13 protein-coding genes are annotated in these 17763 nt (G+C 38.4%); 1 reads left to right on the plus strand and 12 read right to left on the minus strand.

The window, feature by feature from the left end:
- Window positions 1–5: 5 nt before the first annotated feature.
- The 11 genes from BUF13_RS03800 to BUF13_RS03850 all read right to left on the minus strand — a co-directional run bounded on the left by BUF13_RS03800 (window position 6) and on the right by BUF13_RS03850 (window position 16003).
- A complete protein-coding gene (locus BUF13_RS03800; RefSeq protein WP_073570395.1) occupies window positions 6–1706 on the minus strand; it encodes a sodium:solute symporter family protein in 1701 nt (566 codons plus the stop codon).
- Window positions 1707–1808: 102 nt separating this feature from the next.
- Window positions 1809–4268 carry a PIG-L family deacetylase gene (locus BUF13_RS03805; protein WP_073570396.1) on the minus strand — a complete coding sequence of 820 codons (2460 nt, stop codon included), beginning with the start codon at window positions 4266–4268 and terminating at the stop codon, window positions 1809–1811.
- A 75-nt stretch (window positions 4269–4343) separates the two neighbouring features.
- Window positions 4344–5480, minus strand: a complete 1137-nt coding sequence (locus tag BUF13_RS03810; protein WP_073570397.1) for an acyloxyacyl hydrolase — start codon at window positions 5478–5480, stop codon at window positions 4344–4346.
- Window positions 5481–5558: 78 nt separating this feature from the next.
- A complete protein-coding gene (locus tag BUF13_RS03815; RefSeq protein WP_073570398.1) occupies window positions 5559–7169 on the minus strand; it encodes an NADP-dependent glyceraldehyde-3-phosphate dehydrogenase in 1611 nt (536 codons plus the stop codon).
- Window positions 7170–7405: 236 nt separating this feature from the next.
- Window positions 7406–8614, minus strand: a complete 1209-nt coding sequence (locus BUF13_RS03820) for a tetratricopeptide repeat protein (RefSeq protein WP_073570399.1) — start codon at window positions 8612–8614, stop codon at window positions 7406–7408.
- A 29-nt stretch (window positions 8615–8643) separates the two neighbouring features.
- A complete protein-coding gene (gene gyrA, locus BUF13_RS03825) occupies window positions 8644–11202 on the minus strand; it encodes a DNA gyrase subunit A (protein ID WP_073570400.1) in 2559 nt (852 codons plus the stop codon).
- Window positions 11203–11297: 95 nt separating this feature from the next.
- Complete coding sequence (locus BUF13_RS03830) at window positions 11298–12317, minus strand: hypothetical protein (RefSeq protein WP_073570401.1); 1020 nt, start codon at window positions 12315–12317, stop codon at window positions 11298–11300.
- A gap of 93 nt (window positions 12318–12410) precedes the next feature.
- Window positions 12411–12914 (minus strand): hypothetical protein, encoded by a 504-nt coding sequence (locus BUF13_RS03835; RefSeq protein WP_073570839.1) that lies wholly within the window; start codon window positions 12912–12914, stop codon window positions 12411–12413.
- A 112-nt stretch (window positions 12915–13026) separates the two neighbouring features.
- Window positions 13027–13686, minus strand: coding sequence for a ribulose-phosphate 3-epimerase (gene rpe / locus BUF13_RS03840; protein WP_073570402.1), 660 nt, complete (start codon window positions 13684–13686; stop codon window positions 13027–13029).
- 33 nt (window positions 13687–13719) lie between these two features.
- Window positions 13720–15387 (minus strand): S8 family serine peptidase, encoded by a 1668-nt coding sequence (locus BUF13_RS03845; RefSeq protein ID WP_073570403.1) that lies wholly within the window; start codon window positions 15385–15387, stop codon window positions 13720–13722.
- Window positions 15374–16003: a hypothetical protein gene (locus BUF13_RS03850; protein WP_134204322.1), complete on the minus strand. Its 630-nt coding sequence runs from the start codon at window positions 16001–16003 to the stop codon at window positions 15374–15376. Before BUF13_RS03850 ends, BUF13_RS03845 begins: the two co-directional genes overlap by 14 nt.
- 153 nt (window positions 16004–16156) lie before the next feature.
- Between BUF13_RS03850 and trpF the strand changes: the two genes are divergently transcribed.
- Entirely contained in the window at window positions 16157–16777 is a 621-nt protein-coding gene (trpF, locus tag BUF13_RS03855; protein ID WP_073570405.1) for a phosphoribosylanthranilate isomerase, read from the plus strand.
- Window positions 16778–16812: 35 nt separating this feature from the next.
- Here trpF and BUF13_RS03860 read toward each other — a convergent pair whose 3' ends face one another.
- Window positions 16813–17763: an aldo/keto reductase gene (locus tag BUF13_RS03860; RefSeq protein ID WP_073570406.1), complete on the minus strand. Its 951-nt coding sequence runs from the start codon at window positions 17761–17763 to the stop codon at window positions 16813–16815.

The following is a 17763-nucleotide window of genomic DNA, read 5'->3' on the forward strand; positions in this document are numbered from 1 at the left end:
AGCCTTTATTTTTTAACCAATTGAATCAGGGAAGCAAACAGCATCACCGAAAGGCTTCCTATTGCATTGTACCACAGAAATCCAATATCCCAATGGAAGCCCAATATTCCTTCACCATTTTTAAAATGAACCAATAGAATCAAAGCTTCTGAAAGTAGAGCTGCTATAAATACGGCTCGTCCTTTAATCCATTTCATCCAGAAGCCTACTAAGAAAATCCCTAGGATAGTTCCGTAAAACAAGGAGCCCAAAAGGTTGACGGCCTGAATTAAATTTTCAAATAAGGATGCATACAAAGCAAAAAGGATCGCTCCTCCTCCCCAAAATGCGGTAAACAACTTAGAAGAAAGAAGGTATTGCTGATCCGTCCCATTTTGATTGATGGATCTTTTGTACAAATCGATGGTGGTCGTAGATCCCAGAGAATTCAACTCTGAAGCACTGGAAGACATGGCAGCTGAAAAAATCACAGCAAACAACAATCCAATGATCCCTGTTGGAAGATTGTCCATTACAAACCTCATAAATACATAATCTGTATCCCGAGTTTCTGCAACAGGATCATTTTTTACTATCAAGGCTTTTACCTCATCCCTAATTTCATTTTGCTCCGATTTCAAGGTTTGAAGAGATGATTGAATCTCTGATTGACCTGCCTCATCATCAGATTTTACAGCTTCTAGCAGATTCATATACTCAGCTTTGCTAGCCTCAAAATTCTCAGAATATCGATCTTTCAAAATGGCATAATCATCAGAAAAAACGCTATTCTCCAACTTTTCAGTTTGTACCTTATTGAAAACAACTGGCGGCTCATAGAATTGATAAAACACAAAAACCATCACTCCGATAAACAAAATGATGAATTGCATCGGAATCTTTAAGAAGCCATTCATGATCAAGCCCATTCGGCTTTGAGTCAGAGTTTGACCCGATAGGTATCGCTGAACCTGGCTTTGGTCAGCACCAAAATAGGAAAGGAAAAGAAAGACTGCTGCAGTCACACCCGACCAAACATTGTATCGATCTGAAGGGTCAAATTCAAAATTCACCAGATTCAATTTTTCCATTTTCCCTGCGATATGAAGAGATTCCGTAAATGAAACTGGTATCAAATTAACTACGATAATTCCTGCAAGAATCATCCCTCCCATCATCACAGCCATTTGTTGCTTTTGTGTAATAGAAACGGCTTCAGTCCCTCCGGAAACAGTATAGAGAATTACCACGGCTCCTATCAAGACAACTGTCCAGGTCAAATTCCAACCCAATAAAGTCGATAAAATGATAGCAGGAGCATAAATGGTAATCCCAGCTCCCAAGCCTCTCTGGACGATAAAAAGCAAAGCCGCTAATGTCCTCGTCTTTAAATCAAATCGGTTTTCCAGATATTCATAAGCCGTATAGACTTTTAATCTATAGTATATGGGAATGAAAAAAACCGAAATAATGATCATCGCGATCGGTAATCCAAAGTAAAATTGGATGAAACCCATTCCGCTCTCATAAGCCTCGCCAGGAGTACTCAAAAAGGTGATCGCGGAAGCTTGAGTCGCCATAATTGATAAACCAATAGTCCACCAATTCATGGAGTTTTTACCCTTTAAATAGGAATCTAGATTCTTTTTCCCTCGCGTTTTGTAAATCCCGTATGAAGCAATCAACCCAAGGGTACCAAACAATACAATCCAATCAATACTACTCATGAAAATGCCACCATTAGCCAATAAAACAATGCAACCATCGCTACTAAACTAAGTACCAGACCTGCGTACAATTTCTTCCAATTAACTTTCTGTTCCTCCAATTTACTGTTCGATCAGATTGATAAATAATTTAATGGCTCCCGGAACTCCTGCCGGCAATTCCCTGAAAAATGATAGTCCAGAGTACACGTAAGTTCCTTCTCCATAGTTCGCATAGATCAAAGAACCAGTCTTTGGATCTTCTTCGGGATCATTCATAGTAAATGGAGTAGAATATTCAGGAGCTAAATTCCCAGCGAAATACAGTCCTCTTTCTTGGATCCAATCTTTGAAATCATCCTGATTGATAAGATTAGGACCTGCTAAAAGTGGATGAGAAAAATCTGCATCTATTGGAGCTGTCTCTACAGCAACTCGATCTCTGGTAATATTAAATGGATAAGGACCTAATTGATCAACAAGCAAAGGAGCAGAGGTATTGTATTGAACAATTAAATGTCCTCCAGCTTTCACATAGCCCATCATGACTTGTTGATTATCAGACAGTACTTTATTGACATTGTAAGCCCGTATTCCAACAATAATTGTTTTGAATTGGCTTAAATAATTCAGATTGTAATCATTTTCACCAATTGGAACAACTTGATAGCCCAAAGCTTCCAAAACCGCTGGAACATCATCTCCTGCACCAGGAATATATCCAATCCTATCCCCTGACACTTTCCAATCGGCCTGAATCACAGCAATATTGGCAGGTTGGAAATAAGTCAAATTAGGGATGTGCTTATAGGAAATCTGATTCATTACTTGATCGAAATTCTCACCATTTGCAACTTGATATTGAGCTGTTACAATCTTTTTCCCATCACCATTTTTTAGGAATTCAACTTGATAAACTCTCGTGTTTTGTGCTGGAATATCATCTACCTCCAAAATTCGGTATTGATCTTTTCCAATTCCACTAAATGACAGTTCACCATCCAACATTTCACCATTAAAATGGACCGAAACAGTCACTTTTGGGTCTGTTCCCCCTAGGAGGAACAACGTGTTTTTGGAAACCTTCAAATCAACTTCTGGAATGATGGTAAACGGTTGTTTCACCTCTCCATCTACTTGGTCATTGTATTTGTAAAATAGCTGAACAGGAAGTGAAAATTTCTGTCCACTAATTTGAAATTCCATTCGACCTCCAATTTGAATATCATTAAAAGGCTTTCCGATCATTTCCTGATCCTCGATTGGATACATCGGTCCATCGACATATTCCTTCAACCAATACGGCTGAGAATAAGGCTCATTTTCATCGATTTTTAACTGAATTGGAATAGTAACCGGCTGATTACTTTCAACTGCTAATTCAGCCCCATATGAATGTCCCATTACCTCAAATTCCAAATCTGAAACTTGAATATTTGATGGATTATTAAAAACAAATCTCGTTTCTACCTCGGAACCAGGGTATCCTGTTTCTTGATTCACATCGTATTCAAAATCTATCCCTAATACATTGATAATCAGTTTATCCAAAGCTATTTTCTTTTCAGTCACCCAAGATTCTGAAGTATTGAGATCGTTTAATTTCTTCTTGATTTCTAACAGTTTAGCAACATTTGAAGATGGCTCTACAAAGTCAAAATTATCTAAGGCTTTTTGAATTAATTCTTCTATTTCCTTACCGCCAGCCACTGTCTCCCATCTATCTTTCACCCCTTCGAATGGGTTCTCAACCATTGGCTCTCCTTTAATAAATTGAATATGGTCCAAAGCTCCCCCGATTGAAGCTGTCGAACCAAATCCCTGAGACTTATGCATAGTTCTACTGTCTGAGGCAATTTGGCTATAGGTTTCACCTAATAATGAATTATAGTCTCCTGTCGGAAAAGCGTAGTATTGTTTCCCTTCCTCTGGCTCAAAATCTCCTCTGAAATTATAGGTATTCCAAAATATCCTTTTTGGGCTCCATGGCTCCACAAATTTCAGCTGTTCGGGAAATGAATTAGGATCTCCTGCTAAGGTTAAAGCCTCTTCAGCTAAAATCGCAGAAGTCGTATGATGACCATGATTTCCACCAGGAATCGTATTAAACCTAGTGATGATAATATCTGGTCTAAATTTCCGAATCACCCAAACCACATCGGAAAGAATCGTATTCTTATCCCAGTTTTGAAGGGTCTCTGTAGGGTTTTTACTATAACCAAAATCCTTGGCTCTTGAGAAAAACTGGCGACCTCCATCAGTTTCACGGGCCTTCAATAGCTCCTGGGTACGGATTTGACCTAATCCAATGCCCAATTCAGGTCCTATGAGATTTTGTCCGCCATCTCCACGAGTCAAAGCCATATAGGCAACCTGAACCATTTCCTGATTGGCCAAGTAGGCAATCAATCGTGTATTCTCATCATCAGGGTGAGCCGCGATATACAAGACCCTTCTTGTTTCTTGAATTTTGAGCAATTCATGATACAGTTCTGAAGAAGGAATGGATTGAGAAAATGAACAGAAGGTGATAAAGCTTAGCATAAAGCTAAGCAAGCTGCGCGTTAGGTTTGGGTTTAGCATAGTTCTTTCAAAAAACGATACAAACTACCTTTAGATTGAAAGAAAAAAAAATATTTTATGATTAAAGGGAGAAACCTATGGATTTATCACACTTTTCACTTTCCCGGGTATGGTATAACCGACTGTGAATTCAAAGAAATCTGCTTTTGCTTTATGAGCTTTGATTTGGACACCTGTAAAAAGATTATGTTTCAATCTATATCTCACTCCTATCCTTTCAAAAAACCAACTTTCTTGATTTTCGCTATTGTAGTGGATATATGCTCCTAAGCCGATCGGCATATATAATCTTTCATTCAATTTAAATTCCCAAGAGCCAACAACTGCTGTACTTATTTGATTTGAGAAAGTACCTTTTTGATCAGGGAACCGACTATGAAATCCTGGAGCATAAAAGAAATCCAGCCCCAGTCCCATACGATATTTATAGGATGCCTCCCACAGGTAATTGATTCCAAAACCTCCTCTGAAATAGCTAGGGTCCCCTATTTCGTAATTTTTATGTCCCAAATAGAGAGCAAAGTTCCAGAAACCTCTTTTCTCTAAAGGCGGATACACCATCACATGATCCTTAGGTACAAATTCATTGTTCAAGTTATACTGAAAACCCAGTGAAAGAGGAGATAAATTTATTCCCGCATTGGGTCTTTTTGCTGAGCCATTTGAATAATGCTTTAAACCAAATGTTCCAAAAACTTTGATCCGGTCTTGAATTTGATAATTCGCTTTAAATCCAAAATGGATATAAGCATTAAGAGACGAACCAATGTATTTATTCAATGGATTCTCCAGAGAATCATAGGGATTCAAATTAAACCCCAACCCTATTTGGCTGAAATAAGAAAAGCTTAATTTTTTTTGAAGGGAATTTTTGGTGATTGGAAGTTCAGCAAAAGCATAAATACCTTGAGGTCTTCCGATCTCAGGATAATAAGCCAATGCTGTAGAGAACCCTACCCCAAAGGTTGGGTAGCGGTATAGTTGATTATAAAAATCATCACCAACTTTTCTCCACCCCATACGGACATCTGCTCCTCTATAAGAAACCAAATCCGCAATCTCATTTGCCCAATCTTTCCCATTACTGATCAAAGGACCAGCTTCATAGGACACCTCTAGAAGCTGTTGATATTTCTTTTGAGCGAAAACTTCAACAGTACTTAGGATTAGAATTGTAGCAAAAAGGGATTTAATAAAAATTGAATATCTCATCGGAAAGATCTTGCCCGCAAAGATAAATCCTTTTCAAAAAAAAGAGCCGATTTAACATTGAAATCGGCTCTTTTTCACTTAAAATATAAACTTAGTACTTAAGAAATTAGATTCTTGATTTGTCACTATTTCATTAAGCAGCAATTTATTTTCATCTGTGAGTTTGGCTGCTACCAATGACCTGATACTAAATGAACGCAAAGCATCAGAGACCGAAAGCGTTCCTTCCGCACTATCTTTTCTTCCTGTAAATGGGAATACATCTGGCCCTCGCTGACATTGTGAATTGATATTTACACGGCTTACCTGATTCACCAAAGGATCAATCAACTTAGATAATTCCTCTGAATCAGAACTAAACAAGCTTACTTGTTGTCCATGAGGGGAATCGATCAAGTATTGAATAGGTTCTTCAATTCTTAAGAAAGGTAAAACCGGAATAACTGGACCAAATTGTTCCTCTCGAAACAATTTCATCTTTTCATTAACGGGATAGACCACTGCCGGATAAACGAAGCTTTCGTTTACTTCACCACCACCCTCATTCAAAACTTTAGCACCATGCTTTTCAGCATCTTCAATACATGCTTGAAGATAGGCTGGCTTCTGTGGCTCTGGTAGTGGTGTGATTTGCACCCCATTTTCCCAAGGCATACCTGGTACCAATTGTTGAACAGCTTCAACCAATTTTTGATTAAACTTATCGACAATAGACTTATGAACAAAAATGATTTTGATTGCTGTACATCTTTGGCCGTTAAATGAAAGTGCTCCTGTGATACATTCTTTGACTGCTTTATCTATATCTGCATTTGCAGTAATAATAGCGGCATTCTTTGCATCAAGACCCAAAATCGCTCTCAATCTATTGACTTTAGGATGTTGTTTTTTCAATTGATCTGCTACTTTACTCGAGCCAATCAAAGTCAAAACATTGATCCTTCCAGACTTCATTAATGGAGGAATAATATCTGCCCCTCGCCCATAAACAGAATTTACAACTCCTTTAGGAAAGCATTCTGCAAAAGCCTCCAAAAGTGGATAATGCAACAAAGAACCGTGTTTGGGTGGTTTAAAGAGAACAGTATTACCCATAATCAAGGCAGGAATCAAAGTCGTATAGGTTTCATTCAATGGATAATTGAAAGGCCCCATACAAAGAACTACACCCAATGGAGACCTTCGGACTTGAGCAGCTATACCATCTACAATTTGAAATCCTGAAGACTGCCTGTCCAAATCTTTCAAAGCATCAACAGTGGCATAGATGTATTCAACAGTCCTATCAAATTCCTTAAGCGAATCAGTATAGGATTTACCAATTTCCCACATGATCAGTTTTCCAACCAACTCCCGCTTCTCCAACATTCTCTTGGTAAACTTTTCAATGCATTTGATTCGATCTGCTACTGACATCGTAGGCCATTCACCTCTTCCATTGTCATAGGCATTTTCAGCAGCATCTAGAGCGGACATGGCTTCTTTTGCACCACAAACCGGATAAGATCCAACTAATACCCGAACAGGGCCGGATTTCTTTTCAATGCAAACCGGAGAAAAAACATCGTGTGTTTTCCCTTTCCAGGTTTTCATTTCCCCATTACACAAGTAGGTGTTTTGCAAAATGGGATCTTGGAGTTGGAAATCCTCTGGGATTTCTTTCTCCTTAGGGAATTTGAAATTCTTCATACAACAGGGTTTTGTAAAAATTGTAGGAAATAGAATAAAATAGGTTTGAGAGGCTAAAATTGATGATTTATAGAGGTATATCCTATGAAAATCAAGGCATTCTACGGAATCGATTGAAAACCAAAATAGCCTATATAAAAACCAAAAATCATCTGGTACTCACCTGTTTTAGAAAAATGAACATAAAAAAAAGGGTACTTTTCAGTACCCTTTCCTTACTCTATTCTTTTTCAGAATTAATTGTCTTGCCAGTTTGGACCTAGCAATTCAACCAATTTGTTATTGTACTTCTCAGCTTCAGCATCGTTTTTCAAACGAGTGTGGATTTGATACAAAATACCCATGATATCGGTATCTTCTGGCTTCAATTCCAAAGACTTCTCAAAATAAGTTACAGCTTCAGCATAGTGCTGATTTGCTTCTTCTCCCATAGATGCGGATCTTTTCTCCCACTCATCGTCAGAAAGGCTATTCAACTCAGCCAAGATTTCTCTAGATTTTTCCAAAAGCAAAGCACCAGCGTAGTAGTTTCCTTCATAGAAGTTAGGATCAACTTCAACAGATTTTTTATAATCAGCCAAAGCACCATCAACATCACCAGACTGCTCTTTCAAGTATCCTGATCTCAACAAGATAGAAGTGTTGTTGGGATCATTTGCCAAAGCTTCTTTGATTTGAGCCATAGCTTCATCCATTTTGTTCAATTGAAGCAACAATTGGATTTCATACTCTGCCAAAATCTTATCGCTTGGATAATCTTCTCTAGCAGCCATGATTACATCATAAGCAGCTTCAGGATTTTTGTCCTCACCACTCAAGATCTGAACAAGGAAATAATAAGTATTCAACTTATTGTATTCAGGGATCTCCAACAACAAGTTGAAATGCTTCTTAGCTTCTTCGTATTTACCCAATTCATTTGCTAGGTAAGCAGCATTGTAATGGATAGTAGTATCAGTTGGATCAATCTCACCTGCTAGGTTGAAAAACTCATAAGCCATCTCAAAATCATCAACATTGTACTGGTTGATTGCTTTATCAAAAGATGTGTTTTTCAAAGTCATGATAGAATAAGGACGAAGATTATCTGGAACACCAGTCATATCGTCTTTATAAATATCTTCTCCTACACCACTTGTTTTATCTCCTCCAGCCATTTCGAAAGCCTCATTGAAGGTAGCCAATGAAGCTACTCCTTTTTCAAGAGTTTCCATGGTATTAGAAGAATCAGAACCGAACATTTTCAATTCGATCTGAGCTTTGATAAGATAAGTTTCAGGGTCACTACCTGTCTCTGAATCCTGCGTAGCAGCATTTATTTCTGAAAGTGCGGTTGCCAAATCGCCAGATTTAAAGTTTTTCTCTGCAGATCTAACTACTTTCTTTTGTCCAAAAGCAATGGTCGTTGCTCCGACCAAAACCATTGATAAAATTAGCTTTTTCATTGATTAGCGTTTATTCGGTAATTGTTTGGTTATTCGTTATTTTCTCCTGATTCGTCAGGTTTGGTTTCTGAACTGTCTTCTGTAGTTGAATCAGAACTATTTTCCGCAATTTCTGAAGAATCTGCTATTTCATCTTCTTCTTCTTTAGAAATTTTTTCAACGGAAGAAATCTCATCTCCTTCACCTACTTTGATCAATCGAACTCCCTGTGTAGCCCTTCCCATGATACGAAGATTATCCACCGAAATTCGAATAGTAATTCCAGATCTATTGATGATCATCAGGTCATCTGTATCTACTACTTCTTTGATCGCAACCAGAGAACCAGTTTTGTCAGTGGTGTTCATGGCTTTCACCCCTTTACCACCTCTATTTGTGATTCGGTACTCTCCTAAATCAGAGCGTTTTCCATACCCTTTTTCAGAAACTACCAGTAAGGTTGCATTTTCTTCGGATGCACATACCATGCCAACAACAAAATCGTTTACATCATTTAAGGTAATTGCTTTTACACCAGTGGCAGTACGTCCCATTGGTCTTACAGCTGACTCGTGGAAGTGAATAGCTCTACCAGATTTTGCGGCTATGACAATGTGATGATCCCCATTGGTCATGTCAACATTTACCAGCTGATCATCCTCTCTGATATTCAAGGCGATAATACCATTAGACCTAGGCCTGCTGTATTGCTCAAGAGTAGTTTTCTTAATAACACCTTGCTTGGTGACCATTATCAAGAAATGATTATTAATATAATCTTGATCATTTAGATCGTTCACCTGAATAATAGAACGAATCTTATCATCTTGCTCAATATTGATCAAATTCTGGATAGGTCTACCTTTTGAAGTTTTGCTTCCCTCTGGTATTGCATAGGTCTTCAACCAGAACAATTTTCCTTTATCTGTAAAGATCAACAAGTAATTGTGGGTGGAAGCAGTGAATAAGTATTCTGTAAAGTCATCTTCCTTGGTACTCACACCTCTTGATCCTACTCCACCTCTTCCTTGAGTTCGGTATTCTGTCAATGCAGTTCTTTTGACATATCCTTGATGAGAAACAGTGATAATCACTTCCTCATTTGGAATCATATCTTCATAACTGAAATCTTCTGCATTATGCTCAATTTCAGTTCTACGATCATCACCATATCTTCCCTTCATTTCAAGAAGTTCAGTTGTGATGATTTCCATTCTTTTATCTTCGTTGGCAAGGATGAATTTCAACTCCTCGATCAACTCCATAATTTCTTTGAATTCCTGAAGAATCTTATCTCGCTCCATTCCAGTCAATCGCTGCAATCTCATATCGAGAATAGCTCTTGCTTGGATTTCGCTTAACTCAAATCTTTCAATCAAACCATTTCTGGCAGTTTCAGGATCAGCAGAGTTTCTGATCAATTCAATAACCTCATCCAAATTGTCTAAGGCAATCAAATAACCCTGAAGGATATGAGCTCTCTTTTCAGCTTCTCTTAGTTCATATTCAGTTCTTCTGACTACTACCTCATGTCTGTGATTGACATAGTGAACAATCAGATCTTTCAAATTCAAAGTCTGAGGACGGCCTTTTACCAAAGCCACATTATTCACTGAGAATGATGTCTGTAACTGTGTATGCTTATACAAATTGTTCAAAACGACACTTGGCATAGCGTCTCTCTTCAATTCGTATACAATTCTCATCCCTGACCTATCTGATTCATCTCGGATAGCAGAAATCCCATCTATTTTCTTTTCATTGATCAAGGCAGCTGTTTTCTCAACCATGTTTGCCTTATTGACCATGTAAGGGATTTCAGTGATGACAATCATCTCCTTGTTTCCTCCGTCTTTGGTCTCAACATTGGCTTTGCCTCGGATCACGATTCTTCCTCTACCTGTTTCAAAGGCAGCCTTCACACCATTGTAACCATAAATGATACCTCCAGTAGGGAAATCAGGGGCCACAATGTGTTCCATCAATTCAGAAACAGTAATATCTTTATTTTGGATATAGGCAACGATTCCGTCAATCACCTCAGAAAGGTTATGCGGAGCCATATTAGTTGCCATACCTACTGCAATCCCAGAAGCACCATTCAAAAGAAGTGCAGGAACTTTTGCAGGAAGAACGATAGGTTCTTTTAATGAGTCATCAAAGTTGAATTGGAAGTCAACGGTTTCTTTGTTGATATCAACCAATAGTTCTTCAGCAATTCTTTTTAGTCTTGCCTCAGTATAACGCATTGCTGCGGCATTATCTCCATCAATCGAACCGAAGTTTCCTTGACCATCTACCAATTGGTATCTCAAAGACCAAGGCTGGGCCATCCTAACCATGGTTTCGTATACAGCTGAGTCACCATGTGGGTGGTATTTACCCAGGACCTCCCCTACAATTCTTGCAGATTTCTTGAAAGGTTTGTTGTGTAAAACTCCCAGTTCTTGCATTCCATAAAGGATTCTTCGGTGAACTGGTTTTAGTCCGTCACGGACATCTGGAAGTGCTCTTGAAACAATAACCGACATCGAATAATCGATGTAGGCTCCTCGCATTTCCTCCTCAATGTTAATGGGTATAATGTTCTCGTTTTCTCCTTGAGCCATAATATGCTATTCACAGGGTATATTAAGCCTGCAAGATAGTAAAAAGCCTAAGCTTTTGAAAAGAGAATATGAAGTCTAGTGCAGGAAATCAGGACTTAATACCATTGTCCGATTTTTCTGTCCTGAAGTTTGAAAATCGAACTACCACGATATTCGATTCCATTATGCATATGCTTCATCACAACTCCACAACCACGAATTTTACATCTCTTGGTTCCTGGTATTCGAATCGAAAGTCCAACCTGCATCGCATACACCTGTTGCTCAAGATCTTGCACCTCAGAATAATCCGCCGATGCATAAGTAAAGTTTCTAAATTCGGCACTTCCTTTTAAAAACAACTTGGTGTATTCGGAGAAATCACGTTCCAATCTCAAGCCAATTGCATAGTATGGTTTGTCCCCAACCGCTAATCTTGGCGTATAAGAACCATTGGCTGCCAAAGATGGATCATATGCTTTTTTTAGGTTCAATTGTCCAAACTCCCCCTCTAAAATGAATCTCCAAGGATAAATCTGACGAACTCTCTGCTTCAATTCGGATTGCATATAGATATTTGCACCAGCATATTTACGATATCTCCATTGCAGATATTTAGCTCTTTTTCGAGCATCCCATAGAACCAAACCAACAGTCCCATAGAATTTACTCATTTGATAAGTCGCTCCTTCAAAATCAAACTGCCAATCTCCTCCTTGCATGGGACTTAAATTCCCCCATTCTTGACCATATCCCCCACCAATGGTGATAATATTAAACACATTGATTCTAAGACCCGCATTAAACAAAGGAAAGGTCCAGTCCTGAGACTTCATTTCCAATGGATTCTCTTCGGTCATATCCAAGACCAAATCTGATTCTCGATAGCGACTGAAATTATCATAAAGCCCCACATTTTCGGTATAAAAACTAGTCCCAAACTGATGGTAAGCTGCACCAGTTGAAAATTCAACTGCAAACATTTCCATTATATTCCGAGTCACATTTCCGATGGAAGATTCACTTTTCGGGTTTTTGGCTTTTTTCGAAATTCCAAAAATATCCTCCTCTTGAGCAAACACTGAAAAACTTATTAATAGGAAAATTAACGCGATTGAAGGAGTTTTAAATTTCATAAAGTGGTAACGTTCTAAGGTTCGGCTTTCGTGCAAAATACATAAAAAAAGCCTCCAAAAAGGAGGCCAATCATATGATGAGAGAGGAAAGATTTATTTTCCGTCCTCTTCAGCTTCTTTTGCAGCAGCAGCTTCAGCTTTCTTTGCCTCTACAATAGAATCGATTTTTTCTTTTACTGCTGGATCAGACTTTGCTCCGTTTACTTTATTATAAGTAGACACACCCAAAACCTCATCATCCATAATCAATCCAGTTTTGAATTCTTTAGCAGACTCTTGCAATGAACCCATAAAATCAATCACTTCCTGAAAAGCAGCTTTTTCTTCTTCAGTCACTTCGGCTTCAGCCATTTTTGTATCATCTCCCCAAGCAGCCTTGATTTCATTATATCGTGCCCCTCCTTGGAAGATTTCATTGCCAGAAATCATATTTTTTAATTCCTCGGTTTTATCATTGACAAATTGGGCTGTTAAAAACTCGACATTTGCGAACTTCTCAATTTCCTCGTCAGTCACTGGCTCTTCTGAAGCTTCTTGTGCAAATCCGGTTAATCCTAGGAAGGCAAAAAACGCCCCAAATAGCAGAACTTTTTTCATAATCTTTTCTGAGTTTAGTTTACGATAAGCTTTCAAAGAAATGCTCATATGCCAAAAAATCAAGTAAAACAGCCCTTTTTTAAGTTTTTTTATGATAAATGGCCCGCATGCCCTAAACCATGGTAATTGATTTTAGCTCGGCTATCGTAAGGATTGGATCAGGTGAGCTAAACACAAAACTTCCAGCCACCAAAATATCTGCACCAGCGGATAAAAGTTTGGGAGCATTTTCTAAGTTTACTCCACCATCAATTTCAATTTGCGTATCTGCTCCGTTTTCTTGAATCAAACTTTTCAGTCTTTTCACTTTGGAGTAAGTGTTTTCGATGAATTTCTGCCCCCCAAATCCTGGATTTACAGACATGATGATGACCACATCTATGTCTTCCAATACATCTACTAAAAGCTCAACCGGAGTATGAGGATTAATTGCTACCCCGGCTTTTGCTCCCAATTGTTTGATAGCTTGAAGTGTCCTATGCAAATGGGAGCATGCTTCATAATGAACAGAAATAACAGCCGCGCCTGCTTTTCGAAAAGCTTCCAAATATTGATCAGGGTTTTGGATCATCAAATGTACGTCCAAAGGCTTCTTAGCATGCTTGTAGATCGCTTCTGTGACAGGGATACCAAAAGAAATATTGGGTACAAATATCCCATCCATAATATCAACATGGATATAATCTGCTTCAGAGCTATTCAGCATTTCCACTTCTTTCTGAATATTGGCAAAATCTGCAGCTAAAATTGATGGGGCAATTAATGGATTCATAATTCTATTTTACACCTGAGTGAAGTCCCAAGTTTAATATCTATATAATTTCGTTTGTTTGATGAAGGTTCCTTCTTGCAATTGAATCAAGTAAAGACCTGGTTTGATTCTCTCCAAAAGAATCTTGTATGGTTCCTTATTAGAGTTTCTTTTTAAAATAGCAGATTCCAATTTCTTTCCATTCATATCTACCAATTCAAAGGAGCTTTCAAGTCCAGTTCCAAAATAAATCTTCAATTCATCCTCCTGTAGAGGATTAGGGAATACTTTCCAAGGAATCAATTCTGGCTCTTCTTCTACATCCAAAATCTCTCCGAAATAGGCATCATAAAAATTTGGAATCCCATAACCTAAAATGTTATCCGGTTCCTCATATTGAGTAGCACTCCGAAGTAAATTCAAAATCAAGTCTTCTCGTGTCCATTCAGGTCTTGCCTGCCATAACCCTGCCGCCAGTGCTGTTATTTGTGGAGCTGAAAAGGAGGTTCCATTGGCAAATCCAACTGCTCCATTGGATCGAATCAAAGCAACTCCACTTCCAAAAGCCGCCAAATCTGGTTTGATTCTACCATCACCAGTTGGCCCTCTCGAACTAAAAGCAGACACATCCAAATCCTCCTTGACAGATCCAATTGCCAAAACATTTGGTGAATCTGATGGAGCTACCAAAGTGGATGTTTGTGGACCATAATTACCAACACTATTCACTACCAAAATTCCTCTTTCTGAGGCAAGATTAGCAGCTTTTGTTATGACTGTAGTTTGACCATCCAACTCTTCCAAAGTATGGTTCATACTGGCATCATCAAAATCCCAATATCCCAAGGAACTGTTAATGATATCCACTCCCAAAGAATCTGCAAATTCTGCAGCACGAAGCCAATTGTATTCTTCTATCGGATATTCAGTTGCAATTTCTTCAGTCATTACCAGCACGAAATCAGCATTTGGAGCTCCTGCCACTAAAGTCTGAGACTCATTAGAGGCAATCAATGAAAGAACATTGGTACCATGCTGATTGTCCTCAAACACATTTTCATTCCAAGGTCTCACAAAGTCCCTCGTAGCTATCACTTGTCCATTACTGAATAAATGAGCCAAAGCAGATGCAGTATTTGCACCGGGAAAACCTGCATCGAATACAGCCACGGTGATTCCATCCCCGAAAAAGCCTTCTTCATGCATGTCTGGAATTCCGATTAAGTTATTTTGAAAATCAGATGGGAGCTCCTGACTTTCCAATTTCCTACTGGCTTTTCCTCCAGGAGGACAAATTTTCATGGTAGTGGAAGCATAGATACGCTTTCCTACTCGAGCATTTGGATTAGGAATGTATCCTTTACCCACCAATTCAACCCGATCAACAAAAGGCAAACTCTCTAATTCGACAATCCCTGCTTCATCAGTCACCACCAATGAAGCGTTCATCCATTTACTTTGATAGAGGATATAATGTGCGATATCAAAAACTTGATCAACATATTTTTGGGAGACTGGCAAATCCAAGCTATCAACTTCCACTCCTTCCCTATTTCGTCTTTGGATTGCTTTTGAGGTCAAAAATCCCTGTGGGTTTTCCAAGCTTAAGGCCTCTTGAGGTTTGTATTTATAAAATACGGCATACCTATCCTGTGCCTCAACTTTCAAAATAGTCAGGGAAAAAACAAAACCAAAAAGAAAAAGCCATTTACTCTGAACCATGACTTACTAATTTCATATGTACCCTACTTCCAGAATCTATCAATTGATCACCCAAGCAATCATTCCTTGAACAATAAGTTAACACTTCTGTATACAATTCGGTCATTCCTATATCCTTTTGGAATATTTCATAGCGAATATCTCGAAATGTAATTTGATCATCTTCATTTTCCTGATCAACTTTCAATTCATCAGATTGAATAAAATTCACCTGGAATTCATCATCAGCGGCACTCCTATATAAGTTTCCATTCCAAGAACTACCTTCAGCTATTGTTGCCGGTAAGACTACTATTGGTTGATTTTGAATTGTTCTTATCAAACTACCCCCTCTTTCAAGTAAAGTGTATTCATAAAGAAAAGTCCAATTTTCTTGATCTTCGGATTTACTTCTTTCTACGATAAAAACTTGCTCCAATGCATCATTCACATAAACAGATCTGATTTTATCCTTATAAAAGAAAGTGCTTTCTTCTGAATCATTCTCTCCAAAATGGATCAGCTCATTTACCTCATAAACCCAAAAATTCCCAATCAAGAGTGGAAAATATTCCAACCCCAGATCCATTTGGGGATCTTCTATTTCTCTCTCACACCCTTGTATCAATAGGGTCATGAAAAACATGCAAAAAACAATGCGGAAAGGATACCTCATGAGCACCTAAAAATAGAAGGAATCTATCAAAAAACCTTCTCCAAGTGGAATCCTTACTAATATTTGCCTTTGGAAAACTGATTTGTTTTTACCTTAGCGAAATAATTTGAAATAATGGCTTTAAGTACTTTTGTAAAAATAGGTGGTATCACCAACTTGAGTGACGCACGCTACTGTGCAGGAATGTATGTAGATGTGTTGGGTTTTTGTTTAGAGGAGAGTTCAGAAAAATTCGTCCATCCCACGCAATTTGAAGAAATAACAGGATGGGTTTCTGGAACTGAATTGGCGGCAGAGTTTGAAACTGAAGAAGCTGATTACATTCTTCAAAAACTGGAGAAATACCCAAACATCTCCTGGATCCAACATCAAAGATTAGAAACACTTGTTGACTTGGCTGATTCAGGTAAAAACCTGATCTATGAAGTCAATGTCAATGAATTAAAGCACCTCGAAGCCCAAGTAGCTGATAGATTAGCCAACTTGGATATTTTCATGTTGATCCGAGGACCTCATGACAAACTTACTAAAGAGGAAGAAGCAATTATTCTTAAAGTAACAGGTCAGGCATCTGTCATTCTAGGTTCAGGAATATCCGAATTCAACGTAAAATCGCTTGTATCCGAGTTGAAACTTTACGGAATAGCTTTAGAAGGAGGAGAAGAAATCAAACCGGGATTAAAGGATTTTGATGAGTTGGCGGATATCTTAGAAGAATTAGAAGTTGAAGATTAAATAAAAGTAAAAGGCTCCAAAAGGAGCCTTTTACTTTACATATCAAATAGATCAGATTTTTTATAAGGACTATGATCTCCGGCAAAGAGGGAGCCATCCAAAAAGCGATGGGATATCCCAATATCTTTCAATTCCATCAAGTCATGTTCTGTCAACTTCACATTGATAGAATCAAAATTCTCCTTGATCCTGCTCTGATTGATAGATTTCGGAATTACGATCACATCTCGTTGAATTGACCAGGCTATCAAAACTTGTCCAGCAGAAACTCCTTGACGATTGGCAATTTCTTGCACAACTGGATTAACCAATAATTTTGGGTCATTTTTATGCCTTTCGGCTCTAGAGTCCGATGTGCCTAATGGACTATATGCAGTCAAAAGAATTTCATGCTCCCGACAAAACTCTACCAATTTTTCCTGCGGAAGAAATGGGTGCATTTCAATCTGATTCATTTCAGGGCCTTCTCCTTTCATTTTCAGCAATTCTTTCAGCTTAGCCTGATTGAAATTAGAAACTCCAATGTGTTTGGTCTTACCCAATTCTTTTTGCTCTTGCATGGCTTCCCAGGTCTGAGTCAAGGGCACATCTTGATAGGTGTAAAATTCTTCTCGAGTTTTTGCAAAGCCCACTCCATGCTTAAAAGCTACAGGCCAATGCATCAGATACAAATCCAAGTAATCTAAGCCCAACTCTTTCAAAGACTTTTCCAAGGCAGGACCTACATCTTCATGTCTATGAGAATCATTCCAAAGTTTCGAAGTAATGAAAAGGTCCTCCCTTTTCACCAGCCCTGCCTTGATTGCATCAGCTATCCCTTCTCCCACTTCTTGCTCATTGCCATAAGCAGCCGCACAATCTATATGTCGATAGCCAGCTTCGATTGCCCAAAAAACAGCTTGTTTCACTTCACCAGGGCTACTTTTCCATGTTCCCAATCCCAAGATTGGAATTAGATCTCCATTTCTGAATTGTAAGTTTTTCAT

The sequence above is a fragment of the Algoriphagus zhangzhouensis genome, from assembly GCF_900148515.1.
Classification (GTDB): domain Bacteria; phylum Bacteroidota; class Bacteroidia; order Cytophagales; family Cyclobacteriaceae; genus Algoriphagus; species Algoriphagus zhangzhouensis.